Origin of the sequence: Streptomyces sp. NPDC017993 (genome assembly GCF_044328065.1) — a bacterium.
Lineage (GTDB): Bacteria > Actinomycetota > Actinomycetes > Streptomycetales > Streptomycetaceae > Streptomyces.
Genome location: NZ_JBIRGO010000046.1, coordinates 1 through 16,210 on the forward strand (window position 1 = coordinate 1; position 16,210 = coordinate 16,210).

Here is a 16,210-nt window from a genome sequence, read left to right on the forward strand (position 1 = left end):
GCTCGGCCGCCCACACACCGACCTCATCCACCCCCACCATGCCCAGAACAACGAAACCAACCAGCTCAGGCAACGATTTCTAACTGGAGTACTAGGGGACAGCCCGCTGCGCGATCTTGCCGGACGTGTGGCGGCGGCGGGCGGGGCGGGGCGCGCCGGCGCCCCCCCGGGCGCCGGTTACGGGGGAGGGCGCCCGCCGAACAGTGGGTCGCCCGCAGGAGTGCTCGCCGGGCGGTTGCGGGTGCCAGGGGCTTCGGCCGTCTGGCCTAGGGCGGCCGGGAGGGTTTTCGCGCCGGGCGTGGCGACTACGCAGCGTGAACAGCGTCCGGTGGGTAGAGCGAGATGACACGGATGCCCTCGGGGCGGAGCCGGTGGGAGAGGATGTCGGCGAAGCCGGCCTGGGCGGCTTTGGCCGCGTAGAACGCAGGGTGTGCCTGAGAGCGGTGGTTCCGGGCTTCCGCAGCCGAGGAGACCAGGTTGACCACATCCGCACCAATAGAAGCGCGCAGCAGCGGGAGGAAGTGCTTGACCGTGAGCAGGGTGCCGGTGGCTCCGGATGCGATGGTGTCGGTGATCGCGCCGTCGTCGGCATCCCACAGATCAGGGCCTTCCAGGTAGCGGGCACCGTTGTTGATCAGCACGTCCACCCGGTCGGTGTGGGCGGTGACCCCATCCGGCCGGCTTCATGGCGACGTCTTCGACACCCAGCAGCCGAGCCACCTCCGTCGCGCACATCAGGAAGGAACACGGTTCTATGCTGCTCTGTTCGTCTTCGGCCACGACAACATTCTGGCTGGACACGTCCGCAGGCACAGCACCGTTGGCCGCTGACCCTTGCGCGGAAGGGCACTCGCTCGGCCTCGTCCCCGGGGTGGAACGATCATGGTGTGGCTGGTGTGATCACGGCGTCGACGCCGTCCTGGATAGCTCCCTTCAGCGGGCTGAGCCCGCGCAGCTTTAGCAAGTTGGTGACCGTGATACGGCGCGAGCAGGCCGTCGATCGGCACTGCGGTCGCCCGTGGAGCCTGTCGCTTGAAGATCGCATCTTGCTGGTCACGGCTTACTGGCGGACGAACTTGACGATGCGGCAGCTTGCCCTGTTGTTCGGGATCTCCAAGTCGTCCGCGGACCGGATCATTGCCCACCTCGGACCTATGCTCGCGCTCCAGCCGCGGAAGCGGTTCCGCAAGGACACCGTGCTCATCGTGGATGGCACCCTGGTGCCCACCCGCGACCACACAGTTGCCGAGCAGTCGAAGAACTATCGGTACTCCACCGCCCATCAGTGGTCATCGACGCCGACACCCGCCGCGTCGTCGTGGTTGGCCGGCAGCTGCCCGGCAACCGGCACGATTCCCGAGGGTGGGAGGAGTCCGGTGCCAAAGCCGCCGTCGGCAACACGATGACGATTGCCGACGGTGGCTATCAGGGCACCGGTCTGGTCGTTCCACACCGTCGCCGCAAGGGCGAAGAACTCCCGACCTGGAAGGAGGAACACAACCGCTCCCACAAGCAGGTTCGCGCCCGAGTCGAGCACACCTTCGCCCGCATGAAGACCTGGAAGATCCTCCGCGACTGCCGGCTCAAAAGAGAAGGAGTCCACCACGCCATCCTCGGCGTTGCCCGCCTGCACAACCTCACTCTCGCTGGATAGCTGCGCGCCCCGACGGCAGTGTCCCCGCCAGCTCGAAGATCACTTACGGGACAAGCCTTAGGTGGTGAGTTCCACCGCGCACCACGCCACACCCCGGGACAGATGCGACTCAGGTCGGCTCCGGTGACATCAGCGCAGGGCAGCGGGAGCGAAGCGGGTGGTGTCGTGTGGGCGAATTCGGATGCGTATGGGCACGGACGTGTAGGCCGTTTTGACCGGCTCGGGGCGGCGCGAAGAACAGTCGCAATCCCGTCCCGGCCCCAGACGACAGCCCAACGTCACCACCGACGACCTGAGTCGAACGGGTGACGGGCCAGGCGCTCAGGGCTTTTGACGCTGTCGATCAGAGACCGGCACGGTAGGGCTGCAGGAACGGCAGCAGGGCGTTGAGGAAGTCCTCGGGGGCTTCTTCCGGTACGAAGTGGCCGCAGTCGGGGATGACGATGCTGCTCACGTCGTCGGTCAGGGCACGGACTTCGTTCTCCATGTTCTCTCCGCCCAGGGCATCGCCGGCGACCGCCAGCACGGGGATCGTGAGCTGGTTCTTCTTGCGCAGGGCGCTCTGCGTCATGGTCTCGTCGATGGCGCGGTAGTACTCGAAGCTGGCCCGCAGTGCTCCGGGCAGGCGCATCGCCTGGACGTATACGTCCACCGCGGATGCCGGGATCGCGGTAGGAGTGGCTGCCTTGGTGGCGAATTGGTGCCCGAAGTAGAGGTGTTCGCGGCCCTGGACGAGCTGTTCGTTGATGTCGCCGGCGCGGTTGAAGTTGAAGTGCCACAGAAAGTCGCTCGTGCGCCGGTCGCTCAGCAGCGGGGGCGAGGGCGAGATGCCGGGGATGATCGCGTCCACGAGTGCCATCCGCTGGATGGGGCCCGGTGCGTCCGCCGCCATGGCGTAGGCGGTCCACATGCCGATGTCGTGGCCGACGACAGCGAACCGATCGTGGCCGAGCAGGTTCATCAGCCGGTGGAAGTCCTGGGCGCAGGTCGCGGAGTCGTACCCGGTGTGCGGTTTGTCGGAAAGGCCGGTGCCCCGCGGGTCGGCCACGACGACCGTGTAGTGCTCGGCGAGCGGCAGCATGACGCGGCGCCACTGGTACCAGAACTGCGGCCAGCCGCCGATCAGCAGCAGGGCCGGCCCCTGTCCTCCGGTGACGGTGTGCAGGCGTACCGAGCCCACGTCGATGTACTGGCTGGAGAAGACCCTGTCGAATTCGGCGGGCAGGCCGGGTGTGCCGGTGACGGTGCCGAAGCCGGTCGGCCGTGCCGTGGGAAGCTCTGCGGTGGTCATGGTGAGCAGGTGTTTCCTTTCAAGAGCCCGCTTGGCGTATGTGCGGTGATGCGGGATTCTGCGGGAGGGGTAGGGCGAGGATCGGCCAGGGCCGAGCGGTGGGGTGTAGGGGGACCGCTGCCCGCCGTGGTGCGACGCTGACCGTCGTCCGTGATCAGGCAGGTCGGAGACCGGACGTGTTCCGTCTCGGCGCGTCCCAGTAGGCGAGCAGGGCGTCCGCGGCGGCGTGCAGTCGCTGTGCGGGGATGCCGTCGCAGACCTGAGTGGAGATGCCGAGCAGGAAACCGTGGATCATGGCGGTGACGGCGTCCACGTCGGTGTTCTCGGCGAGTTCACCCGAAGTGATGCCGCGGATGACGGTGGTGGCGATGCGCGCGCGGTCGGTAGCGCGGCGTGTCGCGACGACTTCCCGCACCCCGCCGGCGTGTTCGGCTCCGTGCGCCTCCACCGTGCCTGACAGGGCCACGAGGCAACCGCGGGGGTGGGAGGGGTCGGTCTGCATGTCGATCGATCCGTGCAGCAGACGTGCGATCGCCTCCCGCGGGCTCAGGGCCTCGTCCGCGATGACGTCGGTCACGCTGCCCGGTCCGGCGACGTAGTGCTCGACGGCGCGGGCGAACAGTCCTTCCTTCGAGCCGAAGGCGCCATACAGGCTCGCGGATGACAGCCCGGTGGCCTCGCGCAGCTGGGCCAGCGAGGTCGCCTCGTAGCCCTGTCGCCAGAACAGCAGCATCGCCGCTTCGAGGACGAGTTCCTCGTCAAAGGTGCGGGGACGGCCGGCGGGTGTCACGGCAACCTCCTTCAATTACGGATTGACTGATCCGATTTGACACCCTCGGCCTGCGGGAGTCAAATCGGATCGTTCAATCCGTAATTAGTGAAGGAGATGACTCGTGGCTACGGCACCTCCCGCCCCGCCCCCCACCCGAGCCCACACGGACTTCCCCCTGCCGGCGCTGGCCGTGATGGCCTGCACCGGATTCCTCGTGATCATGACGGAGACACTGCCGGCCGGCCTGCTGCCCCAGCTGGCCGCTGGACTGCGGGTGTCTGAGGGCGGCGCGGGCCAACTGGTGAGCGCCTATGCGCTCGGCACGGTGCTCGCGGCGATCCCCGCGGCGGCGCTGACCCGCGGAAGCCGGCGGCGACCGCTCCTGCTGGCGGGCCTGTGCGGGTTCCTGGTTGCCAATGCCGTCACCGCCCTGGCACCGTCCCTCGCGGTCGCACTGACGGCCCGGTTCGTGGCAGGCGCCTTCTCCGGCCTGCTCTGGGGCATGCTCGCCGGATACGCACGTCGCATCGCGGCACCCGAGCACGCCGGGCGGGCCCTGGCCGTCGCCATGGCCGGAACTCCCGTGGCCCTCTCCGTCGGAACCCCCCTGGGCTCCTGGCTCGGCAGCGCAGTCGGCTGGCGGTGGTCCTTCGCCGCGATGTCAGTGCTGGCCGCACTCGTGATGGGAGCCGCCCGCATCCTCGCCCCCGACGCCGCCGGGCAGCGCGCGCAGACGCGCGTGCCGCTCGCCAAGGTGCTGCGAATTCCCGGCGTGGCAACCATCCTCGTGGTCGTCCTCACGTGGATGCTGGCACACAACCTGCTCTACACGTACATCGCGCCCTACCTGCGCGAAGCACACCTCGCGCTCCGGCCGGACCTGGCGCTCGTCGTCTTCGGTCTCGCCGCTCTCGTCGGAATCTGGATCACCGGGCTGTTCATCGACCGAGCGCTGCGCAGGCTCACGCTGGCGAGCGTGGCCCTCTTCGTCGTCGTCGGAGCAGTACTCATGGCCGCCCAGGACTCCCTCGCCGGCGCGCTCCTCGCAATCGTCCTGTGGGGCATCGCCTTCGGAGGCGCGGCGACACACCTGCAGACGGCGATGAGCGAGGCCACCGGTGAGAACGCCGATGTGGCGAACGCGATGCTCACCACCTCCTTCAACCTCGCTATCTTCGCGGGCGGCGCCCTCGGTGCCGTTGTCATCGAGGGCGTCGGTGCCCGGATGCTGCCCACAGCGCTGATCTTTCTCGCGCTCCTCACCCTCGTCATCGTCGGCTGTGGCCGACGCGCGGCCTTCCCCACGAACAGGTGACGGAGGGGCTGGGCACGCCGGCTGCACGCAACGAGACAGCCGGCCTCCACCGGCGCGTCGGTCGCCCCGTCGGTCAACGTCCCCTTCGTCGGTGCGTGTCCCCTGAGGACGCCGGGTGCCGTTGCGCCGGAACGCTCCCGTGCTCGCCGTGGCCGGCGGACCGCGTGGTCCGCCGGACACGGCGGCGCTGATCCGGCCCGACGGGCGCGTAGGCGGGCCGACCGAACAACCAGAGTCCGGGGCGGTGTCTGCCGCCGGGGAGGCGCTGGACGAACTGCCGGTGCCCTGCAGGTCGCGGCGGTGGCGCAGGCTCCAGCGGACCCGGCAACGGGTCATCGCGATTGCGCAACTTGGCCCCCACCGGATAACTCACACCCCATACGGGACAACCCTTAGTGCAGGAGGACAGATGTTTCAGCCCGACGAATTCGCCACCGCCGAGAGCCAGGCGCTTGCCGCGGAAGTATCAGAGGCCGATGCGGCAGAACAAAGGGCCGAACTCGCCCCCGAGGAAGACGATGTGCTTCAGGATATCGACGCTAGCGTTGCCAGTGAAGCCGACTTGGCCGAGCAGGCGCGCGTCGTCCCGTTGGACGAGGACGATCTTCGCTGAGCTTGTCATTTGTCCGTGCGCCCCCGGCCCTCATCGCTGTGCGGCGAAAGGCAGTTCGCTGCCCTGGCCTACTGGGTCGCCTTCGATCGGGTCTGGTACGGCCGTGAGTTCGCCGGCTTCATGGCCCACAAGCCATTCACCAAGAGGTCGGCGCCTGGCTCCTGAGCTCCCTGCGGTGTCTCTTGGAGGTACTGCGGCCGGGGGTGTCTTTTCGAACGGCTCCAGCTGCTCCCACTTCGCATTCGCCAGATCCCCACGGCCCATAGAGTCAGCCTGGTCCCAACATCCCCCCATTTCAGGGGACCGGAGAAACAGTGCCTAGCCGGAGCGCCGAGTATGTTCTGTTGTCGTCGGGGGTTGGGCTGCTGTCCAGCTGGCGAGAAGCTTTAGATGTTCTTCGGACCGCGTGCCCGGTTCGGCGGTGTAGATGGTCACGTCATGCATCGCTCGGTTGGATGCTGGCAGATCCAGTGAGTGGTAGGTCCAGGTCGCCGGCTTCCGGGTGTCGCAGCCGCTTGATGCCGTCATGGCGGATGCGAACGTCGTGGGCAGCCCAGTGCTTGCGGAACTTGGCCCTGAGCGTGGAGAGTTCGCCAATGAGTTCTCGCAGCGCTCGGTCGTGGGGCTCTCGTCCAGCCTGGGCGCGCAGCAGCGCGACGGTGGCGTGGCAGGCGGCATCCCAGTCGACGAAGAAGTTCCGCGCGGTGGGGTCGAGGAAGTGAAAGCGGGCGATGTTGGCGCGGCCGTGTTCGCTGGTCGTGGCCGCGTTGGAGGGCCGGGCCTCGTGGATGGCGGCGCTCCGTGGCCGCGTGGAGCCAGGCGCCGACCTCGGCGCAGTGACCACGGTGCAGATCGTCGAGGTCGTCGAGCGGCTCATCGCGGCCAAACCAGGGGTAACCGTGCCATGCGACGGCCGGACCTGCCCGCGCCTCTACGGCCCCAAGGCGCCATCTGACCCGCACGCCGGTTTTCAGCGTGTGGCCGGGCGTCGTGGCTTTATGCTCTGCGGCCAGTACTCCAGCCGTAGATCGTTTTGTGCCCTGATCTTTGGGCTGGTCTGCCACTGGAGGAAACTCAGGTGGGCTCAGCGCTCGATCTAAGTAGAGTCGGGCAATGCCCGAGCTGAGGCGGCTGGATGCTGGCCACGCCCCGGCGGTCCTGGCCTTCGAGCTGGCGAACCGCACCTACTTCGCTGCCTCGATCTCCGACCGCGGCGACGACTTCTTCGACCAGTTCACCGACCGGTACGACGCCGCGCTGGCCGAGCAGGAGGCCGGCATCTGCGCCTTCTACGTGCTCGTTACCGAGGACGGCTCGGTCCTCGGCAGGTTCAACCTGTACGACTTGGAGGAGGGCACTGCCAGACTCGGCTACCGGGTCGCGGAGCGGGCCGCCGGCCGCGGCGTGGCGACCGCGACCGTCCGGGAGTTGTGCCGGATAGCGATAGTGATGCACGGCCTGCGCACACTGCGGGCGGCCACCTCCCACGACAACGCCGCGTCCCAGAGAGTCTTGGCCAAGGCCGGGTTCGTCTCGGTTGGCCCTGCCACCCCGGCCGATCTCGGCGGCAAGTCAGGCACTTGGTACCAGCGCGACCTCCAGCCATAGGGACCTTGGTCTTGCTCGTGGGTCGGCTGCGGGAAGGGAGCTCCACGCGGGGAACGTGCTGCCGCCCGGAACAAACCCGTGGGCAGGGGCGGCGGCCAGTGCAAGAGGCTGTCCCGCGCCGAACGGCAGAACAACGGCCCGCACCGCAACCTCGACCGCCAGGGTGCAGCCGACCAGAAGGCGGAACTGGTGCGCGAGATGCGCGAGAGGGCAGGCGTAGCTGAGGGCGCCGGGCAGGCGGGCGGCGGCACCGCGCAGAGCTGACGCACCGCCGCCGCAGGGCGGCACCACACGGCAGCAGGGGCAGGACGGCGACGCGTGGTCCGGACCCTGCTGCCGTGACGGGGCTCTGGTGGGCGGCGGGATGACGAGTGACGGGAGTGACACCCGTGAGGAATTGATCGAGGCGGCCGGGGGGAGGGCGTATCCGCGTGAACATGCCATCTCCGCACCTGCGCGCAGGAATGAGGTGCTTGCGCGCGGGCACGAGGTGCTTGCGAGGCAGATCGCCGGGCACGGTCGTGCTGGTCACGACGTCGATGAGCGCATGCGCCGAAGGAGAATGGTCTATGACACAGGGCGAACCGGTCACCAGGAATCCGGACAAAGGCTATGTAGCGCTTCTTGGCTGGAGCCTCAATGCGGTGGAAGCCCTCGCCCGGTTCGATCGGCGATACGTCGTCGTGGCGCCAGAGTGGGCCGAGGAGTACTGCGTCGAACACGACATCCCCTACCTGCCGTGGGATTTCGAACGGCTCAACGACCGCTCCTTGGAGATCGCCGAGACTCTTCAGAGCGAGGGTGTCGACGTCGCGATCCCGCTGTTCGAGGAGACGGTTGAATGGGCAGGGGCGATCAACTCCGTTCTGCTGGACAACCCGCGCCTGTACGGTCAGGCCATGCTGCTGCGGGACAAGGCGCTGATGAAGCGCCGCGCGCAACTTGGCGGGATCCGGGTCGGAATTTTCGAGGAAGCCCACGACCGGGACGACGTGATCCGCTTCCTCAAGCGCGTCAATCAGACCCTGCTCAAGCTGGACGGTGACCCGAACGACCCGATCCATCTCAAGGCGTTCGACAAGGCAGGATGCCTCGGGCACCGCGTCATCCGCACCCCGGACGAGGTCGACATGATTCCAGAAGAGGAGTTCCCGGTTCTCATGGAATCCCACCTCGATGGCTGGGAGTTCGCGGTCGAGGCGTGGGTGCACAACGGGAAGATCAAGTTCCTCAATATCTCCGAATACGTCACGCTGGGGTACTCGGTGTTCGTGCCGGCAACTCCGGAACTGGAGCGGTACCGCCCGCAGATCACGGCGCAGATCGAGAAGCTCATTAAGACGTTCGACATCGAGTTCGGCTTCGTGCACCCGGAGTACTTCGTCACCAGTGACGGCGAGATGTACTTCGGCGAGGTCGCCTACCGGCCGCCGGGCTTCAAGGTGTTCGAGCTGCTGGAGCGGGCATATGGGTTCAACGCCTACCATGCGCTGGTGCTGGCCTTCGACCCGAAGACGACCGAGGAGGAGATCGACGCCTTCTTCCCGCGCGAGGTCGTCGACGCGTCCGGGGTCGCCGGCTGCTTCGGTGTCTACCCGCGCCGCCGCGTCGTCAGCGACCTGGAGATCCCGGAGGAGACCGAGGACGACGATTACTACGAGTCGCACGACCTCTCGACGCCGCTCGAGGAGACTGTCACCAAGAGGACCGCGTTCGGCACCCACTGGGGCCTGGTGTACTTCTTCGGTGATGACCCTTACCGGATGCGCGACCTGTTGAAGAAGCAGGAAGAGCTCGACTTCTACGTCTGACGACCCCGTGGACGCAGGAGACCAACCTGAGGAAACCCTTTGAAACCGACCGTCGACGTCAGCGGTGAGGCCACGACGCTGGGCAAGCGCGTGACCTCACTCGACGATGCCATCCAGGCCATGGCCGAAACCCGCGACTTCGGCAAGCACACGAAGCTGCGGCGAGTCCTGGAAGCATTGCGGCGGGTGCTCATACAGCCGGGCGGCGCCGCGGCGGTCCAGGCCAGGGCGCAGGCCCTTGAGGAAGCCGGGCTCTTCCAGGGGACGGACTGGGCGTCACCGGAGATCCTCATCCCGTCGCTGGTCGGCCCGGGCCTGCACAGCGGAGACGCGGACACCGCCGTCATCGAGGCGACCAGCGAGCTGCGGATGCTCGCCGTCGCCCGCGGCGACTTCGCGCACCCGACGTTGCCCGCCGAGGACGCCCGCCAGTTCCTGTCCCAGGTACTGGCAATGAACCTGGAGCTGCTGTTCACCCCGCCCAGCGAGGCGGAGCGGACCCAGCAGGGACGGACCGCACAGCTCATCCGGGACCTGTTCCGCCACCTCGCCGAAGAGATCGGCTACGACAGCGTCCTGGACGACTTGGTCGACGAGATCTGGCGGATCCTGCGCCAGCGTCCGATCCAGGTCGAGGCGGTGCAGTCCCTGATCACCCGGATCGCGATCTACCGCAACGACCCGGACGTCGCGCTTGGCGTGTCGTCAGGGCAGGGCGTCGACCGGCTCATCACGAGCCTGTTCGGGACCACCGAGGCGTGCCGGGAGGACCCGGGCATCGAGGTCTTCCGGTCCCGGCTCGAGGCGATGGACGCCGGCGGCCTTCAGTACGAGGCGACGGGGTTCGCGCGGGCGATGCACGACACGGGGCTGGTGTCGCCCTACCACGCGGAACTGCTCCGGTTCCTGCTGCGCGAGAGCGACTACCTCGTCGGGGAGGCGCTCGGGCTGTCCGACACCGGCCGGAACTGCCTGCTGCGCTACAGCCAACTGGTGCACCGGCTGATCGAGGTGGCCGTGCACCCGCAGACCGCGCAATGCATCTACGGGCTGGCGCTGCTGCTCGACCGCGGCATCCTCTACGAGCCGCCGGTGGTGCCCGCGCTGTGGCGCCAGCTGGCGCTTGAGCTCTCCCCGGTCGCGCGGGAGCGGTTGACGACCGTTTTCGGCGAGGTGCCGGGTCCGCAGGCGCGGTTGGTCGCGGGGGTGCTCTCGATGCTGGGCCAGCCGCTCGGCGTCGGTCAGGGCGACAACCCCACCTGCCAGTCGGCCCGCGCGCTGTCGATGTGGGCCTACAACGACCCGGACTACCTGCTGCAAGTGCTGGTCTGGGCGGCCCGCGACGACGAGATCCTCATGCACTTCGAGGGTCAGCCGATCTCGTCGAAGGACAGCGTGAGCGGAGTCGCGAGCACGCTGCCGATGGACCTGGACCCCGTGTCGCTGCTCGTGGTGCCCCACTTGGATCGGATCTACGCCGAGATGGGGCGGCGATGCGCCGCGCGGCCGGGGGACCCGCACCGGTGGGTCAACCCCGAGTTCCACGGCTGGTGGACGGCGCGTGGGTTCCACATCAACGTCGACGTCGCGACCGGAAATCTGGTCGACCTGGACGATTTCCTGCGGCAGTTCCACGCCAGCTACCACCCGTCCTACAACGGTGAGCAGCCGCTGATCCATCCGCAGCCGGCCGGCGTCGCCGTCACGGACAGCGCGGGCCGCTACGTCGGCTGGCACGCGATCACGATCCTGCGGGTCGCGCCGGACCCACAGGACGTCATGCGGGTGTATTTCTTCAACCCGAACAACGACAGCGGCCAGGACTGGGGCGACGGCGTCGTCGTCTCCACCGCGGGCAACGGCGAGCGGTTCGGCGAGGCCTCATTGCCGTTCGACCAGTTCGCCTCGCGGCTCTACATCTTCCACGCCGATCCGCTCGAGCACGGCGAACCGGAGCGGGTGCCCCCCGAGGACGTCGCGCGGATCATCGGCTACATCGAGCGCAGCTGGGGCAACGACCGGCTACCCGCGGGGATGCTGCAAGCCGCCGAGAGGCCCACGAGCCGGTGAGTCCAGTACTCGCTGCCCGTGGGCGGTGGGCTGGGCGTCCTCGTAGCCGGGGTGGCGGGTGGCGTCGAGGCTGGAGATCGCGTCGCGGCGTGTGGGATCGAGCTTGGCGTACTGGCGGTCCAGGCAATTGACGATTTCCGCGATGGGCCGGGCTTCGTTGTCCATGCGGTCCAGGTGGGCCCAGAGCCCACGTGGCCGGACCAGATTTGGACTACCGGGTGGTGCCGACGACGGAGGCGGTCTGGTCCCAGGTGGTGCCGCTTTCGCGTTTGGCGATGACGGCGCGCTCCACCTGGCGCTGGGCCGTGTATTCCAGTTCGAGCGCCTGGCGGAGAGTGTCCCCGGCGGGCTTGGCGGCGATGGGCATAAGGTCGCGTGCCTTGTTGCGGCAGCGCCAGGCGGCCTGGGAGACGCTGATGCGGGCTTAGTCGGGGGGACAGTTGCCGGGGGCCGTCCAGGGCTGCCGGGGCATCCGTCGGCATGCATGTCGGGGCTACCCTGACGATCTTCGAGCGGGAGCGGCCCGTGTTCTTGATCCCGGACCACCTCGCATATCCCGGCTAAAGCGGCTGCGGCAATTACTCGGCGCAGCGCGAGAACTTCGCAGAGATGGCCGACGTGGCTCACAGCCGCAGCTCGCCGGTGCCCCTCATGGGAGGGACCGGCCTACAGGAACCGGCGGATGGGTAGGACTGCTGCTTCCCGCGTTCGTTGCCAGACGGTTCGTCCTTTCCAGCGGATCCTGTCGATCGGTTCACTCACCTCGAGGTCTTCTTCGAAGTGCCGGTCCAGCGTTGCGGTGAACCGCTCGTCAAGGCCGGCGAGCATGACCTCTTCATCATGGTCGAGGGATTGGCGGTTGAAGTTCGTTGAGCCGATCAGGGTGGCGACCCCGTCGACCGTGATGATCTTGGCGTGCATCATGGTCGGCTGATACTGGTGGATCTTGATGCCGCAGGCTGACAGCTGCTGGTAGTGGTGCTGGCCGGCGAGTTGGGAGACGCGCTTGTCGGTGCGCGGGCCCGGCAGCAAGATCTCCACTTCCACTGGCGGCCGCTGTGGCCGGGCGCGTCTTCGGCCATGACGCTCTGGCGGCCCTGCGCCGTTTTGCCGCGGCAGGGGGAGGCGATGGGCATGTCCGAGGTTCGTGACCGGCGTACTGGCCCGGGAGGACCAGGCTCCCGCGTACCGCAACGATTTCGATGACTTAGCTGTTCGCTGACTTCCGGGCATTGCACCAGCTCTTTTGCGCTTCTCGCTGGCGCTCGACGGCGCCGTGGGCAAGTCGGGCGCTGCTGCTGGCTGGTCAGGAAAGCGGAGCACGGGAGCGCCTTCTCCCACATGTGCTCGCTCTGCGGGACCTGTCCGTATCGGCGTTGCCGGCGTCGCCTTGCGCACTGGCCTCGGACGTGTGACCCGGGGGCCGCCGGGTGACGGCCGCATCACGATGGACCGCTTTGACGTAGCTGGCCACCGGACGTCTCGTTGAACGCTTCATGGCGAGGTGCGACAAGGACTTGCCCCCAGTGGTCTTCGCCGGGCTGTCGGGCGCGTACTGGCTGGAAAACGAGGAGAGTGACTGCGGTTGGTGTCGCACTCTCCTCGGTCCCCTCTCCACCGACGAAATACCGGCCAGCCCACCCCCCGAAGGCCGCGGTGAGCGCTCAGTACCCAGGCGCAAGAGCATGCAAGCGCGTATGACGCGGGCCCGGATCGTCATAGTTCCCGTGGCAGTGATCACCGTTTTGGCCGCACTTACGCTGGTGGCGGTGGGCTGACCTGGCACCGCCGACCCGCCGCGTGAAGGCGCAATGAACTACCCGAACTGCGTTACTGGCAGCCGTCACGGCTGTCGGTAAAGCTATCGGTGAGATTGCTCTTGGCGAGGTCGCCGGTCATGCCGGTCGCGGCGCCGGCTCCTTGGTGCTAGCGGGAGAGGTTGGCGCTTACGGTCTTGCCGCCGGCCGTCTGGCGGGTGACTGCGGTGGCGCGGGCGAGGCGGTTGACCATGGGCCAGCCGAAGCCGCCGGTGCCGCCGTTCAGGTCGGGGGTGCGCATACGCGGGGCCCGCGGGCTGGGGTCGTGCACGGCTACCTCGATGCTGTCCGGGTGCGCGGTCAGGTCCAGAGTGCAGTTGCCGCCGCCGTGGCGCAGCGCGTTGGTGACGAGCTCCGAGACCACCAGGACCACCGTGTCGGCAGCCTCGGGTGCGATCGCCGGCCGTCCGAGCCCGTTAAGGAAGTCACGGGCGCTCCCGCGTGCGTCGGCGACGGATGTCGCGGAGCGGACAGTTGCCATGTCGAGGCTCATCGTGTCCATCAGATCACCTGGTCTCTGGATCGTCATTGCCCGGTCCTGTCTGCCGGTTCTGTCCTGCCGGTCCTGTCTGTCCGGGGCTTCTGCCCCGCGCTGTGACCCGTTAACCCGGCAGTGACGGCCTCACCTCCGCCCTCCGAGGTCGATTACCTCACCGCCGGACACGCGGAAATCTATGTCGGTCGGAGTAGACATTGGGTGGTGGTGTGGTTATGGTTTCTCTCGTAGCCAGAGAGGCCGCAGGGCTCGGCAGAGATGAACTGCCGGGCAGTAGTGCCGCAGTTGCAGTTCGTAGGACGGTGCGGTGGTGGAGTTTCGAAGCCAGGGTTGTTGCAGGACGGCGACGGGGCTGACGACCGGACCGGGTGGCCCGCAGTGATCAGGGGCCGCCATGAGCAGTACCGCAGTTGACGCAAGTGCAGTACCGGCAGGTGCAGTTCGCAGTACCCAGCAGTGAAGTCAGTGAGCAGCACCTCGGTGAAGGCGTCGGCTGCGGGCGCGCGCACCGGGAAGTTCGGCAGTGGGGTTCTAAGCCAGAGCACAGGCAGGACGGGCGACGGGGCTGGCTGCCGAAGAGTGGCGCTATCGCAGGCCACTGAGTAGTTCGCATCACCAGCAGGACGCAGTTGATCAAGAGGGAAGAACGGAGGAGCACCGCGCCATCAGGATCGCCCGGGCGGAAGTCTTGAGCCCGGGTACCGCAGGACATCGATAGTGAGGTGGTCTCCGGTCAAGCAACCGCGATCCCCGCATTTCCCGCCCTCTCCCGGGTGGGCGTGCGGACACAGAAGGCCGGCGCAGTACGAGGGCCGGCAGATGGTGTTGTAGTTCCTTCGGGGCCCTGGTGCCATATGGCACCAGGGCCCCTCCACGCGTTCCCCAACGACGTGCAATGACAGCAGTGCCTTCCGCGACGAGGATCATCTGCGTGCCAAGGCAGGCAGTCGCTGCACGCGTAGATCTCATAGGAGCGCCTTCATGGGCGTGGGCGTGGACCCTCACCTCTCTCGGCCACCTGCCGGGCGCGGTGGTCGACTTAACAGGTGTTTGACGGCGGTCAGCCATGGGTTGGCGGACTGAGGAGTTCGGGTCGTCACACGAAGGGTTGGCAGGGGGCCGTGCTCGCCGACGGGAGCGAACCCAAGCCGGTGTTTTTGGACACCGGGAGTGGTTCTCACATGCATCAGACCATCGAGTGGTGAGTCTACGACGGCAAGCTGAGCCGGCCACGGGCGGAGGAGGTACGGGGGTCTTGTTCGTGCGGCTGGCGCGGCACGACCCGCTACCCCATCGACTGGGCCCGGCGGGACCAGGACGGCCTCCACGATCTGGACACCTCCGGCCCAGACTTTCACTTTCGGGCCGCACGAAAGTACACGGACCGTGGGCCAGCTATTCGCTGGCCCACGACCACGCGTGAAGCATCACCGGACGGAAATGCCTCGTTTAGTCTCGGATTACTGAACCAACGCGGACAAGGTACGATGATCCCGGGCACTTCCGCTTCGAGGTCTTCGCATTGGCGGCCCACCTTCCGTAGGCGGTGCTCTCTACGCCTCGACTATCCGTGCACACAACCTTGACCCTGTGCGCGCCTACCGTTCCGAGGTCGGAACAGTAGGCGTATCCGGTGTTCCCTCGGTGCCACGTATTACAGTCTGCTGACTGAATTCCGACTTCATCCGCAACGGCCGAAGGCGCAAAGATGGTGCCCGCGCCCATGACTATGCCTGCAATGACGAGGCTAGCCCTTTTCCCGTTCACCCTGAACTCCGTTCAAACTGTAGAATTTTACTGCCAAGCGACGGGCGGAACTTCAGCTGAGTTCGACCTGGTAGCCAGCCTTGTAAAAGTAGCTAGATCCGGGGCAGTGCTTGGTCGACCACTTACCGCTCAGGCCGGGCCTCCAGGGCCCGTAGGTGTTGCTCTGCACGCCTCGGGAGTCAATGCAGGTCAACTTGACTCGGTACCGGTCCATGCGAGCCATATCGGTGCACTTGGCAGATCCGGAGTTCCCGTGGTGGGCTGAGGTGCAGCTGTACTCGGCCTTCGGACTTACGTCCGCAGACGCAACAGGCGCGGCGAGAAGGCTTGCGGTGAAGGCAGAGGCGGCGATAGTGAATATCGCTCCAACCCTGTTCCTCATGTTTCCCCCTTCTTTGGGGGTCAGGTAAGGATTCACATGAATCCATAGCCGCCCCCGATTAGTCCGAGTCTCAACGACTCTTGCGGTCGATCTTGACTTTGTCATACGCCGAGAACCCTCGCAAGCATTTTCCAGATTCACTGCGCATCTAAAACCTCAAATGAAACTCAATTACTGAGCTTGAAATCCACACCTTTCGTGTTACAGGCCTTGGGGTATTGACACTTCAGCGAAGTTGATGACTCACCCTGCATTAACTGACAGATTGCATGAATAGGTGATTCATCCTATTGATGCAGGATGGTGCGTGTTCTGGGTAGTTGACCTGGCGCGACTGAACTGGTGGGGGAGGCGCTGCCCTGCCCGATGTGGGCGAAGGGCGGCACCTAACGGAGCGCGTGGGACCCCAGCGTCAGTCTTCTCCGGGCGAGCCCGCGCAGCAGGGTCAGGGCGTCCCAGCCGGACAGGTCGCGGTCGCGGTCGCGCATGAAGGTGTCGTCGCTGTCAACTTGCCCCGGTCCTAAAGGACTGGGCTTGGAGGTAGGGCGCCACTGGCGGTGACGGGGCCTCCTCCGTCCGGACACCCCTATGGGGTGGCAGGGACGCGTGACTCA

General features: G+C 66.9%; 11 protein-coding genes and 4 pseudogenes. 7 read left to right on the forward strand and 8 right to left on the reverse strand.

Features of this window, described 5'->3' with window-relative positions:
* Window positions 1–323 precede the first annotated feature (323 nt).
* Window positions 324–671: pseudogene (locus tag ACH4FH_RS38260) on the reverse strand (SDR family NAD(P)-dependent oxidoreductase); the annotation flags it as partial.
* Window positions 672–887: 216 nt separating this feature from the next.
* Here ACH4FH_RS38260 and ACH4FH_RS38265 point away from each other — a divergent pair.
* Window positions 888–1,654, forward strand: a pseudogene (locus tag ACH4FH_RS38265) (transposase).
* 343 nt (window positions 1,655–1,997) lie between these two features.
* On the opposite strand, the gene ACH4FH_RS38270 reads toward ACH4FH_RS38265, so the two are convergent.
* Entirely contained in the window at window positions 1,998–2,945 is a 948-nt protein-coding gene (locus ACH4FH_RS38270) for an alpha/beta fold hydrolase (RefSeq protein WP_398560597.1), read from the reverse strand.
* Between the two features lie 154 nt (window positions 2,946–3,099).
* Window positions 3,100–3,735 carry a TetR/AcrR family transcriptional regulator gene (locus ACH4FH_RS38275; protein WP_398560598.1) on the reverse strand — a complete coding sequence of 212 codons (636 nt, stop codon included), beginning with the start codon at window positions 3,733–3,735 and terminating at the stop codon, window positions 3,100–3,102.
* 103 nt (window positions 3,736–3,838) lie between these two features.
* Between ACH4FH_RS38275 and ACH4FH_RS38280 the strand changes: the two genes are divergently transcribed.
* Both ACH4FH_RS38280 and ACH4FH_RS38285 read left to right on the forward strand, forming a co-directional pair.
* Window positions 3,839–5,032 carry an MFS transporter gene (locus ACH4FH_RS38280; RefSeq protein WP_398560599.1) on the forward strand — a complete coding sequence of 398 codons (1,194 nt, stop codon included), beginning with the start codon at window positions 3,839–3,841 and terminating at the stop codon, window positions 5,030–5,032.
* Window positions 5,033–5,441: 409 nt separating this feature from the next.
* Complete coding sequence (locus tag ACH4FH_RS38285) at window positions 5,442–5,645, forward strand: hypothetical protein (RefSeq protein WP_398560600.1); 204 nt, start codon at window positions 5,442–5,444, stop codon at window positions 5,643–5,645.
* Between the two features lie 436 nt (window positions 5,646–6,081).
* Here the strand turns inward: ACH4FH_RS38285 and ACH4FH_RS38290 are convergent, their stop codons facing one another.
* Window positions 6,082–6,522, reverse strand: a complete 441-nt coding sequence (locus ACH4FH_RS38290) for a hypothetical protein (RefSeq protein WP_398560601.1) — start codon at window positions 6,520–6,522, stop codon at window positions 6,082–6,084.
* Window positions 6,523–6,758: 236 nt separating this feature from the next.
* Here ACH4FH_RS38290 and ACH4FH_RS38295 point away from each other — a divergent pair, with 236 nt between their 5' ends.
* The 4 genes and pseudogenes from ACH4FH_RS38295 (at window position 6,759) to ACH4FH_RS38310 (ending at window position 11,134) form a co-directional block, all read left to right on the forward strand.
* Window positions 6,759–7,253, forward strand: a complete 495-nt coding sequence (locus tag ACH4FH_RS38295; protein WP_398560602.1) for a GNAT family N-acetyltransferase — start codon at window positions 6,759–6,761, stop codon at window positions 7,251–7,253.
* Between the two features lie 69 nt (window positions 7,254–7,322).
* Window positions 7,323–7,517 (forward strand): annotated as a pseudogene (locus ACH4FH_RS38300) (DUF6243 family protein); the annotation flags it as partial.
* Window positions 7,518–7,822: 305 nt separating this feature from the next.
* Entirely contained in the window at window positions 7,823–9,064 is a 1,242-nt protein-coding gene (locus tag ACH4FH_RS38305; protein WP_398560603.1) for an acetyl-CoA carboxylase biotin carboxylase subunit family protein, read from the forward strand.
* 39 nt (window positions 9,065–9,103) lie between these two features.
* On the forward strand, window positions 9,104–11,134 hold the full coding sequence (locus tag ACH4FH_RS38310) for a hypothetical protein (protein WP_398560604.1): 2,031 nt from the start codon (window positions 9,104–9,106) through the stop codon (window positions 11,132–11,134).
* Here ACH4FH_RS38310 and ACH4FH_RS38315 read toward each other — a convergent pair.
* The 4 genes and pseudogenes from ACH4FH_RS38315 to ACH4FH_RS38330 all read right to left on the reverse strand — a co-directional run bounded on the left by ACH4FH_RS38315 (window position 11,087) and on the right by ACH4FH_RS38330 (window position 13,453).
* Window positions 11,087–11,299: a hypothetical protein gene (locus ACH4FH_RS38315; protein WP_398560605.1), complete on the reverse strand. Its 213-nt coding sequence runs from the start codon at window positions 11,297–11,299 to the stop codon at window positions 11,087–11,089. The two genes, ACH4FH_RS38310 and ACH4FH_RS38315, sit on opposite strands and share 48 nt — an antisense overlap.
* A 46-nt stretch (window positions 11,300–11,345) precedes the next feature.
* Window positions 11,346–11,501 (reverse strand): hypothetical protein, encoded by a 156-nt coding sequence (locus ACH4FH_RS38320; protein WP_398560606.1) that lies wholly within the window; start codon window positions 11,499–11,501, stop codon window positions 11,346–11,348.
* A 299-nt stretch (window positions 11,502–11,800) separates the two neighbouring features.
* Window positions 11,801–12,190: pseudogene (locus ACH4FH_RS38325) on the reverse strand (phospholipase D-like domain-containing protein); the annotation flags it as partial.
* Between the two features lie 870 nt (window positions 12,191–13,060).
* Window positions 13,061–13,453, reverse strand: a complete 393-nt coding sequence (locus tag ACH4FH_RS38330; RefSeq protein ID WP_398560607.1) for an ATP-binding protein — start codon at window positions 13,451–13,453, stop codon at window positions 13,061–13,063.
* Window positions 13,454–16,210: the final 2,757 nt, after the last annotated feature.

Bases quoted from the DNA above. Each gene is read 5' to 3' on its own strand.
- ACH4FH_RS38330 (WP_398560607.1), bottom strand. From the start codon at position 13,453: ATGGACACGATGAGCCTCGACATGGCAACTGTCCGCTCCGCGACATCC.
- ACH4FH_RS38270 (WP_398560597.1), bottom strand. From the start codon at position 2,945: ATGACCACCGCAGAGCTTCCCACGGCACGGCCGACCGGCTTCGGCACC.
- ACH4FH_RS38315 (WP_398560605.1), bottom strand. From the start codon at position 11,299: ATGGACAACGAAGCCCGGCCCATCGCGGAAATCGTCAATTGCCTGGAC.
- ACH4FH_RS38295 (WP_398560602.1), top strand. From the start codon at position 6,759: ATGCCCGAGCTGAGGCGGCTGGATGCTGGCCACGCCCCGGCGGTCCTG.
- ACH4FH_RS38320 (WP_398560606.1), bottom strand. From the start codon at position 11,501: ATGCCCATCGCCGCCAAGCCCGCCGGGGACACTCTCCGCCAGGCGCTC.
- ACH4FH_RS38290 (WP_398560601.1), bottom strand. From the start codon at position 6,522: ATGAGCCGCTCGACGACCTCGACGATCTGCACCGTGGTCACTGCGCCG.
- ACH4FH_RS38285 (WP_398560600.1), top strand. From the start codon at position 5,442: ATGTTTCAGCCCGACGAATTCGCCACCGCCGAGAGCCAGGCGCTTGCC.
- ACH4FH_RS38305 (WP_398560603.1), top strand. From the start codon at position 7,823: ATGACACAGGGCGAACCGGTCACCAGGAATCCGGACAAAGGCTATGTA.